At 58.7% G+C, this 25,552-nt stretch carries 24 protein-coding genes; 7 read left to right on the forward strand and 17 right to left on the reverse strand.

What is annotated here, in order from left to right; genetic code table 11:
• Window position 1 precedes the first annotated feature (1 nt).
• Window positions 2-712, reverse strand: coding sequence for an HPP family protein (locus HNQ39_RS28060; RefSeq protein WP_184203918.1), 711 nt, complete (start codon window positions 710-712; stop codon window positions 2-4).
• A 63-nt stretch (window positions 713-775) separates the two neighbouring features.
• Window positions 776-2,233, reverse strand: coding sequence for a Dyp-type peroxidase (locus tag HNQ39_RS28065; protein ID WP_184203919.1), 1,458 nt, complete (start codon window positions 2,231-2,233; stop codon window positions 776-778).
• 155 nt (window positions 2,234-2,388) lie between these two features.
• On the opposite strand from HNQ39_RS28065, the gene HNQ39_RS28070 reads away from it, so the two are divergent.
• Both HNQ39_RS28070 and HNQ39_RS28075 read left to right on the forward strand, forming a co-directional pair.
• Window positions 2,389-3,219, forward strand: a complete 831-nt coding sequence (locus HNQ39_RS28070; RefSeq protein ID WP_221290412.1) for a sulfite exporter TauE/SafE family protein — start codon at window positions 2,389-2,391, stop codon at window positions 3,217-3,219.
• Between the two features lie 107 nt (window positions 3,220-3,326).
• Entirely contained in the window at window positions 3,327-4,202 is an 876-nt protein-coding gene (locus HNQ39_RS28075; protein ID WP_184203920.1) for an Rpn family recombination-promoting nuclease/putative transposase, read from the forward strand.
• A gap of 134 nt (window positions 4,203-4,336) precedes the next feature.
• Here HNQ39_RS28075 and mobA read toward each other — a convergent pair whose 3' ends face one another.
• The 11 genes from mobA to HNQ39_RS28130 are packed head-to-tail and all read right to left on the reverse strand — an operon-like array spanning window position 4,337 to window position 14,741.
• The gene (mobA, locus tag HNQ39_RS28080; RefSeq protein WP_184203921.1) at window positions 4,337-4,876 is read right to left on the reverse strand and encodes a molybdenum cofactor guanylyltransferase; all 540 of its coding nucleotides are present in this window, start codon (window positions 4,874-4,876) and stop codon (window positions 4,337-4,339) included.
• Window positions 4,873-5,250, reverse strand: coding sequence for a DUF7009 family protein (locus tag HNQ39_RS28085; RefSeq protein ID WP_184203922.1), 378 nt, complete (start codon window positions 5,248-5,250; stop codon window positions 4,873-4,875). Before HNQ39_RS28085 ends, mobA begins: the two co-directional genes overlap by 4 nt.
• A complete protein-coding gene (locus HNQ39_RS28090; protein WP_184203923.1) occupies window positions 5,247-7,457 on the reverse strand; it encodes a molybdopterin oxidoreductase family protein in 2,211 nt (736 codons plus the stop codon). Before HNQ39_RS28090 ends, HNQ39_RS28085 begins: the two co-directional genes overlap by 4 nt.
• A gap of 4 nt (window positions 7,458-7,461) precedes the next feature.
• Window positions 7,462-8,862 carry an alginate export family protein gene (locus HNQ39_RS28095; protein WP_184203924.1) on the reverse strand — a complete coding sequence of 467 codons (1,401 nt, stop codon included), beginning with the start codon at window positions 8,860-8,862 and terminating at the stop codon, window positions 7,462-7,464.
• The gene (locus tag HNQ39_RS28100) at window positions 8,859-9,920 is read right to left on the reverse strand and encodes an MFS transporter (protein WP_184203925.1); all 1,062 of its coding nucleotides are present in this window, start codon (window positions 9,918-9,920) and stop codon (window positions 8,859-8,861) included. The genes HNQ39_RS28095 and HNQ39_RS28100 overlap by 4 nt, the downstream gene beginning before the upstream one ends.
• Window positions 9,914-11,269, reverse strand: a complete 1,356-nt coding sequence (locus HNQ39_RS28105; RefSeq protein ID WP_184203926.1) for an MFS transporter — start codon at window positions 11,267-11,269, stop codon at window positions 9,914-9,916. The genes HNQ39_RS28100 and HNQ39_RS28105 overlap by 7 nt, the downstream gene beginning before the upstream one ends.
• An 11-nt stretch (window positions 11,270-11,280) precedes the next feature.
• Window positions 11,281-12,474 carry an MFS transporter gene (locus tag HNQ39_RS28110; RefSeq protein WP_221290414.1) on the reverse strand — a complete coding sequence of 398 codons (1,194 nt, stop codon included), beginning with the start codon at window positions 12,472-12,474 and terminating at the stop codon, window positions 11,281-11,283.
• A gap of 57 nt (window positions 12,475-12,531) precedes the next feature.
• Window positions 12,532-12,771 (reverse strand): DUF6755 family protein, encoded by a 240-nt coding sequence (locus tag HNQ39_RS28115; protein ID WP_184203928.1) that lies wholly within the window; start codon window positions 12,769-12,771, stop codon window positions 12,532-12,534.
• Window positions 12,768-13,316, reverse strand: a complete 549-nt coding sequence (locus tag HNQ39_RS28120; RefSeq protein ID WP_184203929.1) for a QcrA and Rieske domain-containing protein — start codon at window positions 13,314-13,316, stop codon at window positions 12,768-12,770. The genes HNQ39_RS28115 and HNQ39_RS28120 overlap by 4 nt, the downstream gene beginning before the upstream one ends.
• Window positions 13,313-13,912, reverse strand: coding sequence for a 4Fe-4S dicluster domain-containing protein (locus HNQ39_RS28125; RefSeq protein ID WP_425503624.1), 600 nt, complete (start codon window positions 13,910-13,912; stop codon window positions 13,313-13,315). The genes HNQ39_RS28120 and HNQ39_RS28125 overlap by 4 nt, the downstream gene beginning before the upstream one ends.
• A gap of 58 nt (window positions 13,913-13,970) precedes the next feature.
• Window positions 13,971-14,741: a YwiC-like family protein gene (locus HNQ39_RS28130; protein WP_184203931.1), complete on the reverse strand. Its 771-nt coding sequence runs from the start codon at window positions 14,739-14,741 to the stop codon at window positions 13,971-13,973.
• A 155-nt stretch (window positions 14,742-14,896) separates the two neighbouring features.
• Between HNQ39_RS28130 and HNQ39_RS28135 the strand changes: the two genes are divergently transcribed.
• The 4 genes from HNQ39_RS28135 to HNQ39_RS28150 are packed head-to-tail and all read left to right on the forward strand — an operon-like array spanning window position 14,897 to window position 20,794.
• Window positions 14,897-17,338 (forward strand): molybdopterin-containing oxidoreductase family protein, encoded by a 2,442-nt coding sequence (locus tag HNQ39_RS28135; RefSeq protein WP_184203932.1) that lies wholly within the window; start codon window positions 14,897-14,899, stop codon window positions 17,336-17,338.
• 3 nt (window positions 17,339-17,341) lie between these two features.
• Window positions 17,342-19,192, forward strand: a complete 1,851-nt coding sequence (locus HNQ39_RS30425) for a 4Fe-4S dicluster domain-containing protein (RefSeq protein WP_184203933.1) — start codon at window positions 17,342-17,344, stop codon at window positions 19,190-19,192.
• Between the two features lie 17 nt (window positions 19,193-19,209).
• Entirely contained in the window at window positions 19,210-19,707 is a 498-nt protein-coding gene (locus tag HNQ39_RS28145) for a QcrA and Rieske domain-containing protein (protein ID WP_184203934.1), read from the forward strand.
• Window positions 19,708-19,711: 4 nt separating this feature from the next.
• Window positions 19,712-20,794, forward strand: a complete 1,083-nt coding sequence (locus HNQ39_RS28150) for a cytochrome b (protein ID WP_184203935.1) — start codon at window positions 19,712-19,714, stop codon at window positions 20,792-20,794.
• Between the two features lie 5 nt (window positions 20,795-20,799).
• Here the strand turns inward: HNQ39_RS28150 and moaA are convergent, their stop codons facing one another.
• From moaA to HNQ39_RS28170, 4 genes are all read right to left on the reverse strand, one after another.
• Window positions 20,800-21,807, reverse strand: coding sequence for a GTP 3',8-cyclase MoaA (gene moaA, locus HNQ39_RS28155; protein ID WP_184203936.1), 1,008 nt, complete (start codon window positions 21,805-21,807; stop codon window positions 20,800-20,802).
• Window positions 21,804-22,412, reverse strand: coding sequence for a hemerythrin domain-containing protein (locus tag HNQ39_RS28160; RefSeq protein WP_343075993.1), 609 nt, complete (start codon window positions 22,410-22,412; stop codon window positions 21,804-21,806). The genes moaA and HNQ39_RS28160 overlap by 4 nt, the downstream gene beginning before the upstream one ends.
• Entirely contained in the window at window positions 22,363-23,058 is a 696-nt protein-coding gene (gene ric, locus HNQ39_RS28165) for an iron-sulfur cluster repair di-iron protein (protein WP_184203938.1), read from the reverse strand. Before ric ends, HNQ39_RS28160 begins: the two co-directional genes overlap by 50 nt.
• 92 nt (window positions 23,059-23,150) lie before the next feature.
• On the reverse strand, window positions 23,151-23,822 hold the full coding sequence (locus HNQ39_RS28170; protein ID WP_184203939.1) for an HPP family protein: 672 nt from the start codon (window positions 23,820-23,822) through the stop codon (window positions 23,151-23,153).
• Window positions 23,823-24,883: 1,061 nt separating this feature from the next.
• On the opposite strand from HNQ39_RS28170, the gene HNQ39_RS28175 reads away from it, so the two are divergent.
• Window positions 24,884-25,540, forward strand: coding sequence for a restriction endonuclease (locus HNQ39_RS28175; protein WP_184203940.1), 657 nt, complete (start codon window positions 24,884-24,886; stop codon window positions 25,538-25,540).
• Window positions 25,541-25,552: the final 12 nt, after the last annotated feature.

The following is a 25,552-nucleotide window of genomic DNA, read 5'->3' on the forward strand; positions in this document are numbered from 1 at the left end:
ACTAAAGGGTTTCTCGCATTACTCCTTTTAAGGGCTCTTTGAGTAGTTCGGTCAGACGGATCAGGTCCTCTTCGCTAATGTCTACAAAGGAATCCAGAGACCGAATCGCCGCCAAGACTCTCTGGTGGGTCAGCGCACTTACGTCGGAGGAATCGCCTTTCGTGCTCGGGGTCACAGAGCGATTTAGAACAGCAGGATAGCGCCGCCACTTGAACGCCCCATTGATAACGATGGCGAGCAGTACCATTACGAGAGCATTGGTGAGCACCGGGAAGAGCACAAACTTGAAGCCAAGCTGATGAATCGCACTGCCGCCCATCACCGCCGTAAACGCCGTGGCTCCTCCTGGAGGGTGGACACATTTGAGCTGGAGCATTGCCCCTATCGAGAGTCCGACTGCGCAGGCAACGGCAAGGGGCGGATATCCAATGAGCTGGGCACACGCCACTCCAATCACAGCGGAGACAACGTGTCCCGCAATCACCGGCCAGGGCTGTGAGAGTGGCCCGTGAGGCACAGCAAAGAGCAGCACGGCACTGGCTCCGGTCGAGGCAATAACCGTGACTGCTCCCTCAGCAGGAAGCGCTAAGGCCGAGAGCACTGCCACTAGAAATACGGCGAGTCCACCCCCAAAGAGCGCGATACTCTTTTCCAGACGACTGACTTCGACAAGCTCAACTCCGAGCCATTTATAAGCGTTTCGTAGAGACATAAGACCTTGAGACTAAAATCATACCTCAATGTCCTAAATTACGAGACACGTTGCGAAGCACTCTTAGAGCTTGCCAGGGTAGCCATTCTTTGGAATCGGTGGGACGAAGTAGTACCCGCCCGACTCGAAGTGCATGTACTCCATCAGGCGGTCCTGACCCGTCCCGGCTTTAGGAGCACTCGGGTTCATCATGTAGCCGCGCAGAATCCCCTCAAACTGCTTCGTAAGCGAGCCCTGAAGTGAGGCGAAGAGAAGCCCTCTTTCCTCAGGGGTGTAGTCGTAGATAAAGCCCTGACGAAGGATCTGACGGCTACGGTCCCCCTCCGCCTTGAACCGGTGCGAGCTCTCTTTGTCACCCGGAAGCCGACGCCCGCTCTGCTGCTCACGCCCGACAATCTTCTCTTGCTCGACAACCCGATGCGCAAGAAATCGCTCCTCGTCAAAGCGAATCTTAAAGAGCGTCACGTAGGTGCCGCCCTCCGCATGGTCGCCTGCGCTGCCCCCAAACACCGCCTTGTCGCGCTCGCTGCCAATAGGATTGCCCGTGCCATCGAAGAAGCCCCCCAGGAGGGGCGTGCGGCCTTCTGGGTTGGCATAACCAAAGTCGAGTGTTGGCTTCGAGATCTTGCCCGCCAGTTGCCGCCAAAGAGAGCGACAGACCTGCTGGTTGAACCAGAGGCTATCGCTGGTGACGCGCACGAGAACGTCTTTCTGTGTCGCTGCAGCATCGAAGTGGAGCGGAGCCGAGTAGGTGATGGAGTGCAGATCTTTGGGCTTGCTGGCGGCGACTCGTGGGCCAAAGCGCGCCTTCTCATAGCAGCCTGGCCCCAGCGCGACGATAAAGGTGAAGTGTGGCTGGAAGGCCTCCCAGTGGCGCTGGCTGAAGTAGGGACGGATACCCTCGGGGATTGAGGCGACACTCTCCGGGATGCTGGGATCATCTCCTGGTTCGAGTTGCCGGCAAAAAGTATGGATGGCTTGGAGCACCTCTTGGCGCTGCTCCTCTCCCTGAACGGTCAGATTGAAGGTCGTATAGGACGCATAGGCTGGCTCATGCCCCTCGTCAAAGACAACAGGCTGACGACCTTGCCGGTGGGCACGTCGCACGAGGGGTTCTGTCAGTGCCTCTGTGGGAACACCACCTGCGGAGGGTGTGATGGTGACGGAGAGCTCTTTGGTGGGATCTTCCTCGATATTGAGTATGTAGTTTCCCGGCTCCTTGAGGGGGCTTACCTCCCGAGTGCTCTTGGGCTCAATGGGCACATCGCCAGAGAGGATTCCTGCTCCCTCCAGCGTGTAGGTCTTGTCGTCATCGTTCTGGACATTGAGAGTGGCCCCAGCGGGAAAGCTCAAGCTCGCGGGGAGAAACGCGCCATGCTGGAGGCGAAGCGCGATGCGTGCAGGGGGGCTTTGGGTTTGCGGTCGAGTGCGAGATGGGAGATGCCCCACGGTTCGCCCAAGAGCGATGCCCATCCCTAGCACCACCACGCCCCCCACAAGGAGTCGAAGATTCGTTTTCACTGAGAAGCTGTTCCGCATCGCCTCTGTTAACACCTGCCACCACACCCATTACCTTAGTTTCGAGGGTCAAGCTGGTACAACAAAGCCGGAGAGGAACTTTTGAAGCCCGATTCTCGCACAACGAAAAGGAGTGAGACGATGAGTGCTAAATGGATATGATGGGGTATTCCTTAGCCACGGTTCTGGGTCTTGCGTTTTTGGGATTCGCAGTAGGAACCTTTGGCACCCTGATCGGTGCCGGTGGCGGCTTCCTTCTGGCCCCTGCCCTCCTGCTTCTCTATCCCCATGAGCGCCCCGAGACTATCACCGCAATCTCTCTTGCTGTCGTGTTTTTCAACGCGGCCTCAGGCTCCATAGCCTATGCACAGCAGAAACGCATCGACTATCGGTCGGGCTTATACTTTGCTCTGGCCTCTGTACCTGGGACTCTCCTGGGAGCCTACACCACTGGCTTCATTCCCCGTCAGACGTTCAACTTGGTCTTTGGCTGCCTGCTCTTCATTCTAGGCTGGCTGGTCTTCATCAATGCGAAGCAGAGGCTACTCTCCCCGCAGACAAGTGATCCGAAGGCAACGACCCACTGTCACCTGGTAGACCGCAATGGTGAGGAGTACCGCTGGTTCTACTCGATGCGGCTCGGAGTCGCCATTAGCCTTGGGGTGGGCTACCTTTCCAGCCTGCTTGGCATCGGTGGTGGCATTATCCACGTCCCCGCACTAGCCCGCGTGCTACATTTCCCAGTGCGTATCGCCACCGCCACCTCACACTTTATTCTGGCACTCGTGGCGCTGATGGGCACGATCGCTCATATCGCTCTCGGAGCGTTTGCTCATGGCTCGCGGCGAACCCTGTTCCTGTCACTCGGTGTGGTTCTTGGGGCACAGTTTGGAGCACATCTCTCTCATCGTATCCAGGGCACCTGGATACTTCGCGCTCTGGCTAACGCGCTCTGCCTTGTTGGACTGCGCCTGCTCTTTTTGCACTGAGAGTTTGAAGAAGGTATCAAAGAAACCTTCGTTTCAGGAGACACTTGGGAGTGTAGGGCTCCTCTGGGTGAGAACCTTCTGGGGCGCTCTGGCGGGTACAATCAGCCATGCCCACTCCCTTCGACGCGACCACCAAAGAGCTGGTACGATTCCAGCCAGAAGACTGGCTCGCGCTCCTTGGTCTGCCACCTGAGCCCTGTGAACTGGTTGACGCAGACCTGGCAACTGTCTCCACAGAAGCTGACCGACTTATCCGCGTCAACTCCGCCAAGCCCTATCTCGTCCACATCGAGTTTCAGTCGGGGCACGACGGATACTCGGTGCCGGGGCGGATGCTACGCTACAACGTCCTGGCGGGTGAGCAAACGGGGCTGAGTGTCCTGAGCTATGTCATCCTGCTCAGACCAGAAGCAGATAGCCCTGCTCTCACCGGAATCGTCGAGAGGTTCAGACCCGATGGCTCACGCTACCATCTCTTCGAGTTCAGTGTCATCAGGCTCTGGAAACTCACCGCCGCAGGAATCCTACGTGGCGGCCTGGCGACGCTTCCCTTGGCACTGCTAGGAGATCTTTCCGGCACCAGCCCAGAAGAGGTAGTCCAGCAAGTGGCAGAGCGCCTGAGTACAGACATTGCACCGGAGAGTATCCGCAAGCTGTGGACTTCGACCTACCTCTTGGCGGGACTGCGGTACGCGCCGGAAATTGCCGGTAAACTATTAGAGAAAGTAGCAGCACAAATGAAAGAATCCATGACATATCAGAAGATCCTCGCCGACGGTCGCGAGGAAGGCATTGCTCAAGGAGTAGTTCAGGGAGTTGCTGTGGGTGAACGCCGTCTCTTCTTGAAGATGGCTTCTCGCCGCCTGGGTGAGCCCGATGCGGCAACCCTAGCCAAAGTTGAGCTGGCCTCGGCTCTTACAATTGAAAAGTGGGCAGAGGCATTGGATCAGGTCGAGACCTGGAGTGAGCTCGTCAAAGCCTGACCAACGACAGGGATTTCCAGGGCGTGAGTGGTCTGTGCGAGTAGGCATAGACCACTCACGCCTTCTCGTTTATGGGGACGTTTTCCGCCCCTTCCCCAACTACCCATAATCAAACAAACGGTCGTTTTGACGATCTATGGGGGATCTGGAGTATTGACATTTCGTAACTGGGGAATCATCGAATCGGGTAGCAGTATTTTGGCTACTCCCATACGTTCTAGTAGATGGTGCATCGAGCGCTTACCACCCCGCAACATGTCCTCAGCCAGTTCCAGGCATGCAGGCGTATAAATCGCAAAAAGCGGCTCCAGACAAATATTCCCTTCGTCGGTTCGTGCAACGACAAGACCACTCTCCTCGGAGTGCGCTTGCCAGGTCTCCAGCAGCCATGCAATCGCGTCGTAGCGAAGATCGGGCAGGTCACAGGCTAGGAGCAACACAGGTTCAGAGACTTCTCGGAATAAGGTCACGATGCCCCCAAGTGGCCCCTGACCGGGAAGAGCATCCGGTAGAAAGGTGACATCACTAGTAATAGAGGAAAGGCTCGTGCGTCCTACCACAACAATCGGGAGGCCAGCGGGTCGGCAGGCTTCGACGACCAATGGTAGAAATATCTCGGCTTTATCCCGCCCAAACCGAGAGCTTTTCCCTCCCGCCAAGATCGCAATCTTCATGTGCAAACCGTCTTGTGCCGCTCGGCAAAACCAGGCGGAGGAGCAAAGGTTTCTGTGGATTCTTGAGCCTCTTTCGGTCGGGGGTGGGCACAAGGAAAATCCTTTTCCACAAAGAATCGATAGCTCTCCTGCACAAAATAAACCCCCTCGGTATCGGGAGCCGACAGCTCTGTGAGTGATCCGGCGCTCAAGGTTATTGTGAGAGAGCCTGGTACTGTGGAATCCAAGGCACTCTCTTCGCCGGGCTGAACACAGACCTGCCAGCCCCCTGGGAAGGCTGCTTTCTCACACACACTTGCGCCATCCTGAAGTAACGTAAACTCACCGGGCGTGATCCGTAGCCGCAGAGAGCCTTCCATCCAGCGCACTTTCATGAGCTCGCCTCTTTCTCAGCCTCGGTTGCCTCTTCCTGTGTTGCGGGCCGCACCCGGACTGCGCTGACCTTAAACTCCGGAATCTTGGACGTGGGATCTAGGTTTCGCGCCGTGAGGAGATTTGCAGAGCGTCCCCCACCCCAGTGATAGGGAATGAAAACCGTGTCGGTACGGATTGTCTTGACAAGGCTCGCCTTAAAGGTTGCTTTCCCCCGACGGCTCTCCAGCGTCACCCACTGGCTCTGCGCGATCCCCAGGCTTACGGCCAGCTCGGGATGGATCTCCATGAGCGGCTGAGGGTACTGCTTGACCAGCCCCGCGATGCGGCGGGTTTGCGTCCCGGAGAGGTACTGGCTGACAACCCGCCCTGTGGTCAGCCAGATGGGGTAGTCCGCATCCACGACCTCGGCAGGAGGCCGGTAGGTGATGGGGTGGAAGTGCGCCTTGCCATCGGGGGTGTGGAACTTGTGGTCCTCAAAAAGGCGCGGCGTGCCCGGATGGTCTTCGGTCGGACAGGGCCAGAAGATACCGTTGTTCTTCTCGATCTTCTCGTAGGTGATCCCGCCGTAGTCCGCCGTGCCTCCGTGGGACGCCCGCCGTAGCTCTGTGAAGATCGCCTCGGGGGAGTCAAACTGAAAGCCCTTCTCTCGCCCAAGACGCTGGGCAATGGCCTGGAGAATCTGCCAGTCTGCCTTGGCCTCGCCGGGGGGATCCACGGCCTTACGAATCCGGATCACCCGGCCCTCGGCGCTGGTGCTGGTGCCTTCGTCCTCTTCGTGAAGAGCACTGGGCAGGACGATATCGGCGTGCTGGGCGGTCTCCGAGAGGAAAAAATCCATCACGGTGTAGTGCTCTAGCCGCTCCAGTGCTTCGCGGGTGAAGTTGGCATCAGGGAGCGAGACCAGCGGGTTGAAGCAGAGCGAGAGCAGCCCCTTGATCTCGCCGTCGTGGATGGCATTCATGATCTCCTGCGCCGAGAGCCCCTTGCCGGGAATCTCACTCTCCAAGACCCCCCAGACCTCGGCGATATACTTGCGGTGCTCGGGATTGGTGATATCCCGGTTACCGGGGAGCTGGTCGCACTTATGGCCGTGCTCACGCCCGCCCTGGCCGTTGCCCTGCCCGGTGATTGTCCCGTAGCCACAGCCCGGCCTGCCGAGTCGGCCGGTTGCCAGGACGATATTGATGCACGAGAGCACATTCTCCACGCCCTTGCTCTGGTGCTCGATGCCACGGGCATGCAGGAGAAAGCTGGTCTTGGCGGGTCCCCAGAGCTCGGCGGCTCTGACAATTAGCTCTGCCGGGACGCCGGAGTCGCGCTCGGCTTTGTCGGGGGTGTAGTCGGCGACGGTGGCCTTGGTCTCGTCCCAGCCGCTCGTGTAGCTTGCGATAAACGCCTCATCGATCCAGCCACGCTCGATCAGGACATGGAGAATCCCGTTCATCAGCGCCGAGTCGCCGCCAGGGCGCACGGGGAGATGCAGGTCGGCGGTACGCGCCAGTGGCGTGACACGCGGGTCCACCATAATGAGCTTCGCCCCTCGATCCCTTGCCCGCCAGATATAGTCGGTCGTGATAGGCGAGCACTCCGCGATATTGCTCCCCGTCACCAAGATCACATCCGCAAGCACGATATCGTCCCAAGAGTTGGCCGCGCGGTCGATCCCAAAGGCTTTCTTATTGCCCGCCCCTGCTGAGACCATGCAGAGCCGCCCGTTGTAGTCCAGATTCGCCGTTTGGAGCGCGAGGCGTGCAAACTTGCCCACTAGATACGACTTCTCATTGGTCAGCGAGACCCCGGAGAGCATCGCGAACGCATCGTTGCCGTGGGCTTTCTGGATGCGCTGGATCTGGCGCACCGTCGTATCGAGAGCTTCGTCCCAGGAGATACGCTCGAACCCTCTCCCTTCCACACGCTTCATGGGATGGAGCAAGCGATCTGGATGCTCGTTTTGCATGTAGCGCAGGATTCCCTTGGGGCAGAGCTTGCCTCGGTTAAAGGGGAAGTCCTCGCGCGGCTCAAAGCCAATCACTTTGTTGTTCTTGACCTTGAGGTTAATGCCACACTGCTGACCACAGAAGCAGCAGTGTGTCGGCACGAGCTTATCTGGCTCGCCAGGGTACCCCCAGCCACCGGGAGGAGCAGCGTTGACATGCGGCCCGAACTGCTCGATCAGGCTCGCCATAGGAAGAGAGAGTTTTGCCATAGATTTATAACTTGTAGTTTAGCTCCCCATAAGCAAAGAAGCCCTTGCTGTCCGGGTAGATGCCCTTCACGACCGTACTTCCCAGCAGGTGCCCGACATAGACCGTGGCGCTCGTGCGCTTGTCAAGGACTCGGTCAGCGCTGAGATCGATCAGGTCTGCGAGCGAGGTGCCACCGCTTGGGTTGGTGCGCCCAATCAGGCCAAAGCTCCCCGCAGAGAGAAACGGTCCTCCAGCGGCGTACCAGCGGTCGCTGGCTTTATCCAGCGAGACATGGTGCAGGTCAGCGCGTAGCGTGGTCTTCTTGTCTGGGTGGAAGATGGCCTGTGCGAAGAGATCGCGGCTATTGGCCTCAGCAAAAAACGGGGTACGGGCGTAGATGCGCGGCGTGTTGAGCAGCGGCGAGAAGGTCTGGTGCTTGCCGTCGGTGGGGTTACCATCACCGGAGTAGACATCGTAGCCAACCCGATACCACGGTGCATTCTTCTCAGCCTTGGGCTGCCAGCCCGCCTCCAACGAGTAGGCGTAGGCTTGCTGGGTTTGGGTGCCCCAGTCGCCACTCTGGACAGCAGCCCAGCCCAGTACATCCCACTTGCCGTTGGCGTTCTCGCCGCTCTGGATATAGTGTCCCCCCAAGGTGGTGAGGGTAATAGTTGCGGTGTCCGCCACGGCGGGTACCTGGTTATCCACCTTCGTCACCCCTTTGCGAGCATCTTCGTAGAGAATCCCAAAGAGGCGCTGATCGCTGGTTTTGGTGGTTCGCGTGGCAGCGAGGTAGCCAACCCGCACCGACGTGAGCGTGGGCTGGCCGTTGAGATCGAAGACCCCGGCAGTGGGATAGGCAACAACGGCGGTGAGGTTATCGGTGCCCTTGGTTTTGCTGTAGTGGACGCCGTCGAAGCTACGTCCTACCTGGCTCCAGCCAAATGTCCCGATCAGACGCTGGCTGACCCGCTGGCTCTTCACCCATGCGAGCGCAGGATTCTCTGGGGTGGATTCTGCGCCTTCGTTGAACTCAAAGCGTCCTGCCCGAATTCCACGGAGCTTGTCCTGGTAGAAGGCTTGCTTGACAAAGAGGCTGCTGGTCTGGTTGCCATTGAAGCCCCGGTAGAGTGCTCCCAGCCCGAGCCCGCCCTGCGGTGCGGGAGCCGTGGCCCGGGTCGGTAGGCCAATGAGTGCTGGGGCTTCTAGCTCGACCGTCGCGCTACTAGTTTTTGTAGTGCGGGTGGCACCGTAGCGGAGGGTTGCCCCCGTGAAGGCGTAGGCATTCTGAAAACTGCCTGTCGCGGGCTGGAACCAATCCCAAGCCTCTTGTCGAAGCCGGAGCGAGCCCGAGTAGGTTGTTGTCTGGGCGGTTGCCGGGGCGACCGCAAGAACGACGAGTCCAAGTGTCAGTGTTGGTTTCATAAGAATCCAGGTCCTCCAATAAGTTCAAGCTGGTTTGCCGCCAGCAGGCGGCGACGGCAGGTGGGGCAGACATCCTGGTAGTGTCCGCCGTCCTCAAGCGTCTGATCAAAGCCGAGCTGCTCCAGGACGAGCTTTAGGTCGTCCACCTGCATCTGTGAGGCGTAGTCCTCAGCGCAGACACGGCAGTGAGCGCGGGCCGATGCCTTTCCCTCTTCCTTGTAGAACTGCACTCCGATATTGGCCGGGCGCTGAAAGACATGGAAGAACTTGCCAAACGGCAGGTAGAGCAGTGTCGTAATCACGCTGAACGCGTGCAAGGTCGCCAGGAAGCTGTAGTTGTGACCGTGCATCCAGACCGCACTCGCCGTGAGCATCAGGCCCGTCAAGCAGACCGCAAAGAGCAGGATCAGCGGAAAGAAGTCGTTGGCGAACTGCTGAACGGTCAGCGCACCGGGATCGTAGAGGCGGCGCTTGAAGGCAAAGCCCATCCCAACTAAAATCGCGACCGCACAGAAATCCAAAATATGGAAGATCACCCAGCCAAAGAGCGAGTGCGCGGGAAAGGTCATGGCGGGGAAGCCGAAGACAAACGTGATGTACTTTGCCGGGTCGCTGGGGTCGGCCTCGAACGCCACCCAGCCAAAGACCAGTGGAAAGGTCACCGCGCAGGCGAAAAGACAGCCCCAGGAGATCAAAAAGTGCGCCGTCCAGCGGGTGTGGCTCCGCTTCTCGATAAAGGTCTGGGCGATCAGGTTGTCCCAGGCGAGGCGCACCAGATGCAGGCAGTTCTTCACAAAGTGCGACGGCCGCAGAAAGAGCCGCCAGCCCTGCCGCCAGTAGAGCGCGGTGGGAGGCTTCTCCAGCCAGACCCCGTAGCGGTAGACCACACCAAAGGTCGCGAAGATGCAGGCACAGGTGTAGGCGATTAGCGCCGGGTCGAAGCGTGCCATCCGCCCCGATCCCAGATAGATCGCAACCACATTGAGTAGAGCCGCACCGGACGCCCATAAGAGCGCCCGGCGGTCGAGCCCGAAGCTACGAGTGCCAGGCTCTAGCATGGCTTCTCAGCTCCTTTACGGGTATAGAAGTGCCAGTTGAGCACCAAGCAGAAGAGATAGAACACCGCCGCCGCCCAGAAGAACGCCGTCGGGCTCCCGGTTGCGCCGATCACGCTTCCAATTGCCACTGAGAACAGAAACGGGCCATAGGCTGCAATCGCGGACGTCCATCCGATCACACCCGATGCCTGCCGGGGTGGGAAGATCATCGGCATCTGCTTGAACGTGCTGGCGTTGCCGATCCCGCTAAAGAAGAATAGCCCCAGCATGGTCCACAAGAAGCCTCCGAACTGATCCACAGAAGTGGGAGCCGTGTAGCGGGTGGCAAGTACAGCGCAGACCGTCAGCCCGATCCCCGAGAGCATCGTCACCTTTGCGCCCCCGATCTTGTCACAGACCGGGCCGAAGAGAACGCGAAGCAGTGCCCCCAGAAATGGTCCGATAAAGGCGTACTTGAGGGCATCGGGTGCACCGGGGAACTTACCGTAGAGTTCCTTGATCATCAGGCCAAACGACGCCGAGAAGCCAGAGAAGGAGCCGAAGGTCATGATGTAGAGCGCCGTCATGATCCAGGTGTGCTTCTCCTTGAAGATATCGGTCTGCTCCCGGAACGTGGCCTTCACCGGCACGGAGCGCAGGGCAATCCAGGCCCAGATCGCGCCGATCACGATCAGCGGAATCCAGATCAGAAAGGCGTTTTGTAGGTGGAGCGGCTTGTCATGGATATTCTTCTTGGGGTCGTTGAAGAGCTGTGTGCCGCTGACCATCCCGATCCCGATCACAATCGGGGTCAGGAACTGCACCACACTCACCCCGAAGTTGCCGATCCCCGCCTGAATCCCCAGCGCGGTGCCAAGCTGCTTTTTAGGGAAGAACAGGCTGGTGCTGGGCATGAAGGAGCTGAAGTTGCCACCGCCTAGTCCGGCGAGAAAGGCCAGGAGCATCAGCACGGAGAACGGGGTCTCCGGGTTCTGGATCGCCCACGCCCAGCCCGCGCAGGGGATGGCAAGAAGCAATGTCGAGAGTGCCACAGTATGGCGGGTTCCGAAGATGGGGATGAGGAAGGTGTGGATAATGCGCAGGGTTCCCGCCGCCAGCCCCGGCATGGCCGCCAGCCAGAAGAGCTGCCCCTTATCGAGCTTGAAGCCGATTCCCGTGAGGCGCACGAGCACCGCGCTGACCACGAACCAAGTCGCAAAGGCCAGCAGCAGGCAGTAGGTCGTCACCCAGAGCGTCTTCCAGGCCGTGGCTTTTCCGCCCGCCTCCCAGAAGGCGCTGTCCTCAGGTTTCCAGTCGGAGAGCCAGCTTGCGCCCGTGCGCCCAGCCTCCGGTAGAGCTTGTGTTGCCATCGTTTTGTCCTCTAAATCACGTGTTCTTCGTCGCGGTGGATATGCACTACCACGGCATGGAGCCAGCCTAGGCTCATCAGGGTCAGGGCCAGTAGCGCCCAGAAGAGCGACTGAGGCTGACCCGTAGCGGTCTTGAGCGCGGCGAAGAGCGGGGGCAGACCAAAGCCGCCCAGGGCAGCGAGCGCCCCGACCAGCCCGACCACCGTCCCCACATCTTTGGGGTAGTAGTCCGGGATGTATTTGATCGTGCTCGCCTTTCCAAAGCCTTGTGTGATCCCCAAAAGCAGGGTAAGCCAGAAGAAGGGCCACATTTCCTGGCGCACCGAGAGGGCTCCGCAGGCGAGTGCCCCCAGGATAAAGACCGTGTAGGTCACTTTACGCGGCCCAAACTTGTCTGAGAGCCAGCCACCGAAAGGCCGGAGTAGGCTGGAGGCGAAGATATACGGGACGCACATCAGGGCCGCTTTCTTTAGCGGCAGGTCGTAGACATCGACGTAGTACTTCGGGAGCCAGACCGAGAGAGCGACATAGACTCCGAAGACCACGGTGTAGTAGAGCGAGAAGCGCCAGACACGAACTTCGTGGAGCGGTCTCAGCATCTCTTTGAGTGGGCGGCCCTGGTTGGGAACTATATCGGGGGTCGGAGCGGCGACAGTGACTAAAGCCGCCATCAGGAGCATCAACCCCGCGTAGAGACAGGGAACAAAGCGCCAGCCACCGGGGATCAGCCCGCCTGCCATCCCTGTGGCAGGGACGGCGGAGATGATCATGGGGCCGATGAGCTTGGTGACACTCGCTCCCACGTTGCCTGCGCCAAAGAGCCCTAGCGCGAAGCCTTGCTGTGCCTTGGGGAACCAGGCCGCGTTCCAGGCCGAGCCAATGGTGAAGCTATTGCCGGCCATTCCCACCAGCACGGCACAGGCGAGGAGCATGCCGTAGGAGTGGGTGCGCGAGACCAAGAGCGATGCCACAGCGGAGAATAGCAGGCATCCCAGAAACGCCTTACGCCCCCCAATCTTGTCGGCGAGCATTCCCAGCGGGAGCCGCCAGAGTGCGCCGTTGAGAATCGCCAGCGCGGAGAGCCAGGCGAGCTGCATGTCCGAGAGCCCAAGCTCCTTACGGATGGGGATGCCCAGCACCCCAAACATGGTCCACGCCGCGAACATCAGAGCAAAGCCGATAAAGCTCAGCCAAAGAACGCTCATGCGTCGAGCATTCTCTTGTGTTTGGCTTCCTGTACTGTGTAGAGTTGTTGCCGCCATCTAGCTGCCTCCTTCCGGGCGGTGGTCGAGGTCATGGATGTAGCGCAGGACCACGAGGTTGACCAGAAAACACCCCCCTGAGGCCAGAAACGTCGGGAGTGCGAGAGCGGAGTGCTCTGCCAAGTGCTCCTCCAGCGCCAGCGTGATCAGCCAGAGCTGGATCAGGAAAAGGGCTAAGGTGATGCAGAGCAGCATCACCAGCGCCTGCGCTCGCCGCTGCCACCAGACTCGATTTTTCATCCCTCGGCCTCGTCCGAGCTTGCCAGTCCCGCCGCGAAGATCTCACCGTTTTCCAGCTTCAGCGCGATTCGAGGCAACGGACGTGGGGGTGGCCCACCTAGAACGCGCCCTGTTCTGGCATCGAAGGTTCCGTTGTGACAGGGGCAGTCGAGCTGGGTCTTCTCGACGTTAAAGTGCACCGGGCAGGACAGGTGGGTGCAGCGCTGACGGAAAGCCACAAAGCGATTCTCTGCTAAGCGGATCAGCATTGCGGGATCGGCCTCCGTGGGGTAGCGAAAGAGCTTGACTCCTCCAATAGGTAGCTCCGTGAGGGTGGCGATCTTGACGGTCGGGCCGGACTCGGCGCGGGGTGTGAGGGCGTTTTTGGCGACAAAGTAGCCGTTGCCAAGGAAGGTTGCGCCGCTGGTGAGGATTAGAAAGCGTGTGAAGTCCCGGCGCGTGACATAGTTGTCTGCCGCCCACTCGACCGGAAAGTCCTCGCGCCACTTCTCCTCGGGAGTGGGCTCTTTGCCTTTGCAGTTTTCGCAGTTTCCACCACAGCTCATCTTGGGTTGTCCTTGTCTTTCTTTATCCAGTTCTGGAGGGGCACTAACCCGACTTCCAGGCGCTCCGGCTTATCGTCGGGGAGCACGAGGTAGACCTGTGTCTTGACGACTTGCTTGCCAAAGCGAAACTCATTGATGGCGCGGCCCCGTCGCCGCTTCTGCCAGGTATCGATGGGGCCAAAGTAGAGTGCCTCCGACGGGCAGACCGTGGCGCACATGGGCTTCTTCCCCACCGACGTCCGGTCGTAGCACATGTCGCACTTCATCATCTGATCCACAGGGGCATCGTACTTGGGGACACCGAAAGGACAGGCGAGCACGCAGTTGCTACAGCCAACGCAGCGGGGTTTGAGCGAGGTCTGCACGACACCATCGGGGGTTTGCTTAATCGCATCGGCGGGGCAGACCCGAGCGCACGTCGGCTCTTCACAGTGCATACAGACCTGTGGTGTCGTCTGAACGGTCTCTTCCCGCTGGAGATACTCCAGGTGGATCATCGAGACCCCGCGGTGGGTTCCACACTCTCCGCATGCCTGAACACAGGCTTGACAGCCGATGCAGCGCGCAGGATCAACGATAAAAACGGATTGCATAATCGGATATGATTATCCGATTATCGAGAAAAGTAAGAATCCCCATAATGGCGGAATTAGGTCAGAGTGCCAGCGTAGCAATGATGCCAAACCAGAGCGCAAGTGCTGCCTCGCGCATCCCGACTTTCTTCAGCGGGGGGAGCTTACCGTCGAGCTGGACATAGGTCAGTACGGCCCGAATCAGCGCAGGAAGAAATGCTAACCCAAGCCACGGGGAGCGCAAGAGGAGCAGCCCAACGAAAAGCAGAGCGTGGTAAAGGACATGGGGCCAGCCAATGCCCCAACGCTCCTTGTTTGTGAGTCCCTTGCGAAACCTCGCCGAGGCAAGTACCAACTTCACCGCAAAAACACCACTGGCAAAAAACGCGATGGAGAGCCCCCAGACCACCAAGGCTTTTGTCCCCAGGGGCATCGCAAGCGCACAGGCGGCGGGGCCGGGAAGCGTCAGGGCCGGGATCGCAGCAAGCTCCCCCCAGAGCGAGCGGTCAAGGCGCTTCCGGGCTGGAATGAGGAGAAGCACCCCTTGAACGGCTAGAAACAAGACGGCCACCCCACCCAGTACGGCAAAGTCCTGCCAACGTGGCACCTGGAGCAAAAGTGGAGCGATTGAGGCTAGCCCTATCACTGCAAACAACGCGAGCCAGCCCAAGTCACGGTGCGAGGTGCGCTTGCGAAGCCAGAGCCGCACCAGGTTCTGAGCGCAGAAGGCAGCCAGTGTTGCCACGATCAGCAAAAAGGTCGGTGTTAGCGCAGCATGGACATCCCACGCTCCCAATAGCAAGGGGACGCTCAGCATGACCCAGGCACCGTGTTCTTTGGGGAGTGGAGGCATCTTGAGGCGCAGAATAAAACCTGGACTTGAGCTCTGCATCCCCTAAATGGCAGAGAGCACCTGCTAAATACGCCGTTTAGGGGAGGACACCCAAGAAAGCATTGTTTATAAAACAGGACAAAGTTATCCGATTTTCTTATCGAAGGAGGCAAGAAATGGCAACGCGCGCTGGGGTTCCGGGACGAAGCTCGTCCCCTCCACCACCGGAGGGTGCGATGATTATCCGCACCACGGATAGTCCCAACTGCACAGGAGCCTGCGGCTGGAACGCCACCGTCGTCAATGATGTGATTGTGGATCTCAAGCCGGCGGCGGACTATCCTTGTGCGGAGTACAACCCTCGGGGGTGCCTGCGGGGGATGTCGATGACGCATCTTATCTACGGACCAGACCGTATCCAGCGTCCCCGGATTCGCACTGGGCCGCGCGGCTCGGGGCAGTGGCGCGAAGTCACTTGGGATGAAGTGCTGGATCACCTCGCAGGGGAGATGAAGCGCCTCAGCGATACCTATGGACCAGAGTCCATGCTCCTCTTTAACCAAGTGGTGGGCACAAGCTATGTCCAAAAAGGTGCCCAGATTCGAATGGCGGCACTGCTAGGGATGTCCTTTGCCACCGCCTACGACTACAACGGCGATATCGCCATGGGCTTCACCCAGACCCTCGGCATCGACTCGATTGAGTGTGAAACCAAGAGCTGGGGACATGCCAAGTACGCCCTCCTCTGGTCGGCCAATATCTTTCAGACCCGCATCCCCGATGCCCACTTTCTGACCAAAGAGGCCAAGCAGCAAAACGGCTGCAAGATCGTCAGTATCGACCCGCGCTGCTCCCAAACCGCCAAGGGTTCGGATCTCTGGCTGCCCGTACACCCCGGCACCGATGGTGCTCTGGCGCTGGCGATGTGCCACACGATTATCGAGGAAGGGCTGGTGGACTGGGAGTTCCTGCGCACCTTCACCGATCTCTCCACCTTGATCCGTGATGACACCGGCATGCGCCTGCGGGCCAGCGATCTGGGCCGTGGCGGCGAGAATGAGTTTGTGGTCTGGGACGAAACCACCGCCGACTTTTTTGTCCTGCCCTCCGAGACGCTAGCGCTACCCGAAGCTGTCCGCCCAGCATTTCGTGGGAGTCGCACCATCACCATTGGTGGCAAAGCTGTCAAAGTCACGCCCGTCTACGAGCTGCTCGAAGACCTAGTGATGCGGGAGGCGTATAAGCCCGAGACGGTCGCGCCGCTCTGTGACATTCCTGCCGCGACCATTCGCCAAGTGGCCCGTGAGTACGCCACGACCAAGCCAGGCATTATCCTGATCGGGATGGGGATCAACCATCGGCTCCATGGCGACCTGACTATCCGCTCGATCCTGCTACTCTCCGCACTTGCAGGCCAGTACGGCACGGCGGGCTCCGGGGTCTCGATCTACTCCGGCCAGCACCACTTCCGCATCGATATCAGCGGCTTCTGGTACCCCGATGGCAAGCGCCCCAACCTCGTCCCGATGCACTACTTTGCAATGGGTGGTCCCACGGAGACGATCCACCCCAAGATCAAGTACCCCAAAAGCGGCTTTAAGGCGCTCTTTGTCTCGCATGCCAATCCACTGGTGACGGAGTTCTCCGGCCCCTTCAAAGACGCCATCGACAAGCTAGAGCTCTTCGTTGCCGTGGACTTCTCGATGAGCCCGACCTGTGAGTACGCCGATGTGGTCCTCCCCGCCCCGACATTCTGGGAGAAGCACGATCTCGTGGGCACGGGTTGCCACCCCTACTTGCAGCTTCAGCAGCCTGTGGTCTCACCGCAGTACGACAGCAAGAGTGAGTTCTGGATGGTGCGCGAGCTGCTCAAGCGCATTGATCCCGAAAAAGCGCGCTATTTTGAGATGACAGAGCTTGAGGCTATTGACCTTCTGCTCAAGACAGCGGGCAAGGAGACGGAGGGAATCACTCTGAAACAGCTCCAGCAAGGTCCCGTGCGCCTCAATGTTCATGACCCAGAGATCGGCCTCGACGACCAGCTCCTTCACAAAGTCCCGTTTCCACCACGTGCCTTGCCCTTCAAAGTGGAGCAGCAGCGCGAGTTTCTCAAGACGGGCCGGATGGAGTTCTACAAGGAGGAGCCGATATACCAGCAGCTCGGGGAGACCCTTCCCCACTGGCGACCGACCTTTGAGCACCTCTCTGACGAGGACCAAGCGCTCCCGCTTTCCATTGTCACCCCACACTCCAAGTGGCGGGTTCACTCGACCCACTCCAACAATCCACTGCTGATCAACCTCAATCGCAAGCCCATCGTGGAGCTCAACCCGCGCGATGCCCTCAAGCGCGGCATCCGTGATGGCGACCCGGTGGAGATCTTCAACACCAACGGGAGCTACCGGGTCTGGGCACTGCTCACAGAGACGATCAAGCCCGGCGTGGTTTGTGTGGATCACGGCTGGTGGGATCGGTACTTAGGCAAGGGCAAGTACCACGGCGTCCACACTCATCAGCGTATCAAGCCCACCCACGAAGCCTACTACCTGCCCGCAGTCTACGCGCCGGGGCAGCACTGGAAAGACACCCGTGTGGATGTCAAGAAAGTAGAGGACTGACCCATGGCTCGCCTCTCAATGCTCATTGACCTGACCCGCTGCATTGGCTGTGATGCCTGTACGCTCGCCTGCAAGCAAGAGAACGGCACCCCAGCGGATGTTTTCTTTGCCCGTGTCTTAAATATCGAAGCGGGCACCTACCCCGATGTCCAGCGCCTCTATCTCCCGGTGCTCTGCAACCACTGTGACAATCCAGCCTGCCTGAAAGCCTGCCCCAACAAGGCGATCTATAAGCGCGACGATGGAATTGTGCTGATTGACCAGGAGCGTTGCCGGGGTACGGGGGCCTGTGTCTCCGCGTGTCCCTATGGCAATATCATCCTCAACGAGAAAGACGCCTGGTATCTCCCCGAGGATCGCGCCTACGAGCGGGATTTTGTCAAGCCACGGCTGAAGGAGAATGTCGCCCGCAAGTGTACGTTCTGCGCCCAGCGTGTGGACCAGGGTCTGAATCCAGCCTGTGTGGTGGCCTGCCCGACCCATGCCCGTATCTTTGGTGATCTGGAAGACCCGGAGAGCGAGATATCCGAGTACATTGTCAATCAGGAAGCGCAGACAGGCCGTGAGGCGTTTCATCTTTTGCCGGAGTGTGGCACCGAGCCTGCGAACCTCTACCTTGGCCCGATGGCGGAGCAAGAAGTACGCACACTAGGAGGAACAGCAGAGCCAGAGCCCATTGGCGAGCCCTATGAGGGGTTGGCACAGCTCCGGGATGCGGCGACCAAAGTCTTGACGTTCTTGTTTGTCGCAATTCTGCTCACGCTGGGCACGGCGCACGCGCAGGGGGTGGATCCCAGTGACCATGAGACTTGGATATCATCAAGCTGCGCGGGGTGCCACGGCAATGGTGCAATGGGAGGCATGGGGCCACCGCTGGCACAGACCAAGCTGGACTACGAAAAATTCGCCCACTTCGTCCGCCATGGCAAGGGCATGATGCCCGCCACGAAATCGAAAGATCTCGCCGATGACGAATTGCAGTCGATCTATGCCTTCGCCAAGAGCGCCCCACGCGATGAGTCGCAGGTGCCGCTGGCCTTCAAGATCGCTGGACTGCTCACCACGCAGAATGTCGGGGCGGGGTTTGCCTTCATTGGGATTGTCTCGCTCCTATTGGGCTTGAAAGTCCTACTCTACTGGCTGGACTGTGCTGGCATCCACCGCCTGACGCCCTATTTTGGCAAGCTCGGCTGGGGCCGGACGCTCCAAATCGCTCTCCATGCCGTGATCGTAGAGGGACTCTTTGTCCGCTCGCTCTGGCGCAAGAGTAAGCACCGGTGGGCGATGCATGGCCTGATGCTCTACGGCTTTATGGGGCTGGGAGCCACCGACTTTCTGATGTCTATTTTCAACCCAACCCGTGCGGATCTTGGGCAGGGGCATCCCCTGAAAATCGCCGCGAATACAGCAGGGTTTCTCTTACTCATGGGCCTTGCCTACGTCCGTGTTCGCTACCGGAAAGACGAGTACATCGACAATGGGCTGACACTTGGGCGTGACTATGCCTTTGTCAACCTGATGACGCTCGCGCTGATCACAGGGTTTCTCACCGAGCTCTTTGGCGTGCTGGGAGCCAACCTCTGGATCTTACCAACCTATCTTGTCCATCTCGTTCTGGTGGCGACTCTGCTCCTCTCGGCTCCCTTCACCCGCTTCGCCCATGCCTTTGTCGTCCCTGCGCTCATCGCCATGACGCGCCTGACGGAGGCGGTCACGACAGCAGGGATTGGCCTGGGCTTTGAGCGCGAACCCTCACCAGGCAGACACCACAAGTCGGAGCGCATTGTTGCTGGATTGCTTCGTGAGGTCGCTCCTGACAAGGCGGACAACTTCACGATCCGGTACTACCCGTAAGCTCAAGGAGGCTGTTTATGGAACCCCACTACAACCACGAACCCGACCCTGAGACTCCCACCCGCCGAAAGGTGATGGGGAGCTTGATCGGCCTGATCAATGCAGGGCTGGCGGCGGCTATAGCGCTACCTGCGCTCGCGTTTCTCGTAGACCCTCTGCGACGTAAGTACGCCACGGGGGACTGGATCGCTGTTCTCGATGACAGTGCGCTCGCAGAGGGAGAGACCAAGTATGTCACCTTTGAGATGCTGGTGGACGATGGTTACATGAAGTCGGTGCGCAATGCCAGTGTCTATGTCAGTCGCAAGGGCTCGCGCCTGGTCGCCTACGACCCCTCGTGCCCGCACCTAGGCTGCCATGTCGAGTACAAGAAAAAACGGGATCGCTATATCTGCCCTTGTCATGGCGGCGTCTTCGACAGCGATGGTGAGCGGGTCTCAGGGCCACCTCCTCGTGGACTGACAAAAATCCCAACGCGCACGGACGGTGGGCGCATCTGGATAAGAAAGGCATAGTATCATGGCGATCTTTCACAAAACTGGCCACGACGACCTGCACCGTGAGCGTCCTTCGTTGGGCGACTGGCTGAACCTGCGAACCGGCTGGTACGGCTTTGTCCAGAAAAACTTGGATGAGCCCATGCCTGCTGGCGTAGGCTGGTGGCAGACGCTGGGCAACCTGCTCCTCACGCTTCTGGTCTTTCAGTTCGTGAGTGGATTCATGCTCACGCTCTACTACGTACCCAGCCCAGACCATGCCCACCAGAGCGTGAGCTACATCAATAACAGGGCCTGGATGGGCTCGATCGTGAGGGGAATCCACCACTACGGCTCCAGCTTTTTGGTGATTGTGATTGTCCTACACATCCTGAGGACGTTCTTCTGGGGCACCTACAAAAAACCGCGCGAGCTGACCTGGGTCTTTGGGGTGCTGATCTTTGGCATCATGCTGGCCTTCTCCTTCACCGGGTATCTTCTGCCGTGGGATCAGAAAGCCTTTTGGGCGACGGTCGTGGGGACGCGCATGGTCGAGACGGTTCCATTAGTGGGCGATAAGCTTGTGGTGCTGGTGCGTGGTGGTCACGAGGTCGGTGCCCTGACCCTAACTCGCTTCTACGCTATCCACATCATGGCACTTCCACTCGCTCTGATGGGGCTCACCGCGGCCCACCTCTACCTCGTGCGGCGGCTCCATATCGCGGGGCCGGTGACCAAGCAGAAGGGTAAGCCCGTCAAGTTCTATCCCACTCAGCTCTTCCGTGATGCGGTGGTGTTGCTCGTGGCTGTCGGCTGGCTCTTAGTGCTGGCCTACCTCGCCAAGCCAGAGCTCGGTGAGGTCGCTAACCCAGCGCGGGTAGACTTTACCCCCAAGCCCGAGTGGTACTTCCTGGGTCTCTATGAGCTGCTTAAGCTCCTGCCGCCACAGCTTGAATCTGTCGGGACGTTCTTTATTCCGATGGGGATGATCGCAGGAATGCTGGCGCTCCCGTGGCTAGACCGCTCTGAGTCCCGCCACCCGGCAAAGCGCCGTTGGATCATTGATGTGGCGATTGTAACAATCCTAGGGATCGGGATACTCACCCTCAAAGGGCTCCTCTCGTAGGAGCCCTACCCCCCGATCTGCGACATGGTGCGTAGGCTCCCACCATACACCAGACGTCCCTCAAAGTCACTCTGGAGAGGCTTGTGCGCGAGAGCGGTGGCAACGTGCTCTAGGAGCTCATGGTCCGTGCAACTAGTACGCAATGGCCCCATGAGGTCGTACTCAAAGTTATCCGACAAGCACGGAACGAGTTTGCCATTGGCGGTGAGCCGCAGCCGGTTACAGCCCTCGCAGAACTTATGACTGATGGGATTGATTACCCCTACTGTGCCTAGTGCCCCAGGAATGCGAAAGTTTCGACTCGTACTCTCTGGAGCATCTTCGAGTGGCTCTAGATTGGGCCAGAGCGCTCTCAGTCTTGCGACCACTTCGTCGTTGGGTACGTACTGTGCGCGCCACTGGGCATTGCTGACTTGGCCGATGGGCATGTACTCCAGAAAACGAACCGAGAGCGGACGCTCCAGGGTGAGCCGCCCGAAATCTTCGATTTCATCGTCGTTGATACCGCGCATAAGAACACAATTCAGCTTGAGGGGTGAGAAGCCGCAAGCCAGAGCTGTTTCCAGTCCCTCCCTGGCGCGGGCGAACTCGGCACGGCGCGCCAGTTTGACGAAGCGCTCGGGCTGGAGCGTGTCCATAGAGAGATTGAGGCGACGAATACCCGCGTCCCACAGCGCTTGAGCATCCCGTGCGAGCAGAATCCCATTGGTCGTTAGGGTCACTTCGTGGACTCCCGCGATGGCAGCGAGCCGCGCGGTAAGCTCCGGCGTGTTTTTCCGAACCAACGGCTCGCCACCGGTGAGCCGCACTTTCTTGAGGCCCGCACTTGCCAGCACACGCACCACGCGCTCGATCTCCTCGAAGGTCAGAACATCGTCCAAGTCTCCATAAGGGACACCTTCCTCAGGCATGCAGTAAACACACCTCAGGTTGCAGCGGTCTGTTAGGGAGATTCGGAGGTACTCTAAGCGCCTCCCAAAGGAGTCGGCAAGAGCCAGGGGCAAGGGAATCATCGCAGGTAGCTCGTGTGGCGCTGGCGCATTTCCTTTCCCACCGTTTCTATTACCGTTGCGGAGAGCACCGTGCGTGCCAGAGGAAAGACCACACTATCTTCAAGCTCAATGTGCCCACGGTAGCGCTCACGGAGCGATTCCAGAACCAGCTTCAGGTTTTCTCGGGAGTCAGGAGTCAGCATTCCATCACGGAGCCAAGTTTGTATGAGCCGCTCGACCACCTTGTGCTCCTCGTGGGCAAGCTGATGATCAAGATCCAAGCGCTCCAGTGTCTCCAGCACCGCGTGGACGCAGGGGTGGTCGTCGGCACAACTCCGCAACCGAGGGAAGAGTGACTCGTCCTCGTCCTGCGTGTGCACAACACCTGAGGTAGCAAAGTAGCCCAAGGCGGACTCTAGTGCTTGGCGCTCAGCGGGCGTGAGAGTCTCTCCGGCTACCTGGTCGACATTGTAGAGACTCCCCAAAAACCACTCTATGCGGCGGTGACAATCGGAGAGCATCCGGAGTGGATCATCGAAACCTGCCGCTGGCCGAGCGCCAAGCTGAATCATAAGGTCACCTCGCCAGTGCTCGGGGAAAGAGCACGTTGTTTTCCAAGTGAACATGCTGGTGCATATCCCGCTCTAGAGTCGCCAGTGCATCATAGAGCGCCCGAAAAGTCCCACAGGCATCTTCAGGAGCCTGGTAGCTATCTGTCAGATAACGAAAAGCTTCCAGCGCTTCGCCCGCCGATTCATGCTCTGCCTCCATCACTGAGATGGGACCAGAAAGCGCTGGGCGCTGCTCTGCCACAGGAACACTATCTATTTGCCGAATCCAGGGGAAAAGTACCTGCTCTTCCTTGAACATGTGTTGCTCCAGCTCGTCGCGAAACGGCTCGTACGCTTGCTGAAGCTCGATCAGAAAGGGATGTGTGCGTCCATGTGCCTTCACCACTTTCGCAAGCAGACCAGAGATTCGAGGGAGCTCCTGCTTAAGGTAGGTATGGTGGGTTGCTTCGATGTGATCCGATAGTGCCGGGAGCGGCAGCTCTGCCGGGTTCTCCTCCACCGTGGAGGGATCCACCTCACTCTGTAGCTGACTCACCACTTCATCGAGGAAAAGCTGTTTGGCCTCACAAGCGTGGCCGAGTGTACGCTTCCCTCCACAGCAGTAGTCCAGCCCTAGCTTCTCAAAGAGCCGTGAACGCGATGGGTTCTCGGCGACAAGCTCTCCAAGGGTTTTCTCCGCAAGTATCATTTCAAACCTCACTCGTACATTGGAAATATTCTGCCTTATTAAATCGGATAAACATGTCCTGTTTTTCACCTGAATGGCGTATTTGAGCAGTGTTAGAAATCAGCCTATTGTTTTTTCAGAAGTGTCGCCAGGCGGATCAGATCGTCTTCCGTAATGTCAATAAACGAATCGAGAGAGCGGATTGCCTCCAGTACCTGCGCGTGCTCTTGCTCGGATGTTACGCTCACCGGAAGCTCCTTGAGGCGGTTCAGGGTAGCCGGGTAGCGCCTCCAGCGGAAAGCCCCATTCAGGACAATGGCGAGCAGTACCATCACCACTGCGTTAAGGAGAACCGGTGCTAGGACAAAACGAAACCCGAGTTGGTGAATCGCATTTCCTCCCATCACAGCAGTAAACGCCGTCGCTCCGCCGGGAGGATGAACGCACTTAAGCTGGAGCATCGCCCCGATTGAGAGTCCGACCGCGCAGGCAACGGCCAGGGGGGCGTACCCAATATAGCGTCCACAAGCCACCCCGATCAGGGCAGAGACGACATGCCCCGCCACAACCGGCCATGGCTGAGACAGCGGTCCGTGCGGCACAGCAAAAAGCAAAACTGCACTCGCTCCGGTCGAGGCGATAACAGGTACAGCTCCCTCAGTGGGAAGTATCCATAGGGAGAACAGAGTTACGAGAAAGACCGCAAGCCCACCCCCGATAAGGGCAATGCCCTTTTCCAGAGGGCTGACTTCGACCAGCTCGACACCGAGCCATCGTAGCGTATGTTTCAAAAGCATAGTGATCTCAGACAGTAAATCATACCTACTTGTCCGATTTTCTGCTGCTACTAGTGAAATATTCCGAGCATGCTTAGGACACTTTGGCTGCGGTCACCTCGTGCCAAATAATGGTTCCTTTTCCGTTACATTTTCCGCGGGGATCTACAGCCCGGTAGCTCGTGCTGGCTCCAGAAGCGCCAAGAGATCGGAGCGCTGGATCAAGACCTTTCGTAGCCCAGCCACACGAAACGACTTCAGCGTGCCCTGACGGATGTACGAGCGGATCGAGGAGGTATAGAGTACTGGCGTTTCTTACTCCTGCGCACTGGCGCGGGACTCAAACTATGCCACCAGATTTGTTCGCCCCCCAATGAGGAATTGGTTCGCCTGCAATGAGGACGGAACAAACCACGCAAAAAGTAGCGTGCGTTGACGCAACGCACGTTGCCCACACAGGCAAGGGCAAGGCATCATGAAAAAGCCACGCGCGGCACTCTCAACCCTAAATTCACTCCTATGAAACGGTACTCCGTAGTATCGTCGTCGGGGGTCGGCAACCGACTCCGGGCCTGTCTTACCCATGTCCCCTGGTACAGCACAGACGGCTATACCCGTCTCGCAACAGATGTAGGCGTCGCACGCTCAACCATTGTCCGCCTCGCCAGCGGTACCCAGTGCCCTTCCTTCAAGTTAGCGCAAGCCGTCACCGATGCTATCTCTAGGAGATCGGGACAGCCCATCGATATCGGAGAGATTTTCACACTGGATGGCACCTATCCCACGGGCTCTACTTGCTGGCTTTTCGACTGCGGCGGATGCTTCCCCCCAGAAGCATGGAACGAGCAGACGTGCGAATTGCACGAACACTGGAAAAACCAAGACCCCGGCCAGTGGTGCACCTGTCCGGTACGCAGAGGCTTCAGACCCTCGCTTACCGATAAAGAATTCGCTCTTAGGGAAATCTCCAAAGCACTGCCCACTACCGGGGTTCTTCTTTCTTAGCAGACCGAAAAGTAAAAAGAAAGCAAAACGGCTCCTTTTACAATTCACCACAGCTTACTATTCAACACAACTCCCCTATGAGATATCTCTCTCAAACCACCTCGCCCTCGGAGACACTTCTCGAGCGGCTCAGGCAGCTTCCCTTCGATGCCTTTACCCTGACTATCGCAAGTCTTTTGGACAAACTCGGCTACCAGGATATACAACCCGCTGGCAGAACCGACTGGAAAGGTCGAAATCGGGCAGGCGGGGTAGACCTCACCGCAACCTATGTCAGCGCGGCGGGAAAGCGAAGTATCGCCTTTCAGCTCAAGCAGTTCCAGCCGAATCAGCGCCTTTTCCAGAGAGCCGTGGACGAGCTACGCGGGGTTTGCCTTCGCCAAGGAGCTGCCGAGGGTATGCTCATCACCACATCGGGTTACTCCCCCACCATCACCGGCACCCAGGGCATGGTCGCGCCGCTTTACCTCATGAGCGGCGAGGAGCTGGCATTGCTACTACGCCAGTACCGAATCGGCGTCACGAAAGGTGGCAAGCTCGACGAGGACTTCTTCAAGGGTTTGGAGCGAAAGAGCCAGGGAAACCGGCCTGGAGTCCCGATGAAGGAGAAGCCAGATCAAGTCAAGGGCAAATATGACGGAGACCTCGTTGTTACCGTCTCCCTTCGACAGAATCGATCTTCGCTATGGCGAAGACCTGCCTTACGGCAAGATCCATCCGACCAACCATTTTGATCAGGGAGGACA

The sequence above is a fragment of the Armatimonas rosea genome, assembly GCF_014202505.1.
In the GTDB taxonomy this organism is placed as follows: Bacteria; Armatimonadota; Armatimonadia; order Armatimonadales; family Armatimonadaceae; genus Armatimonas; species Armatimonas rosea.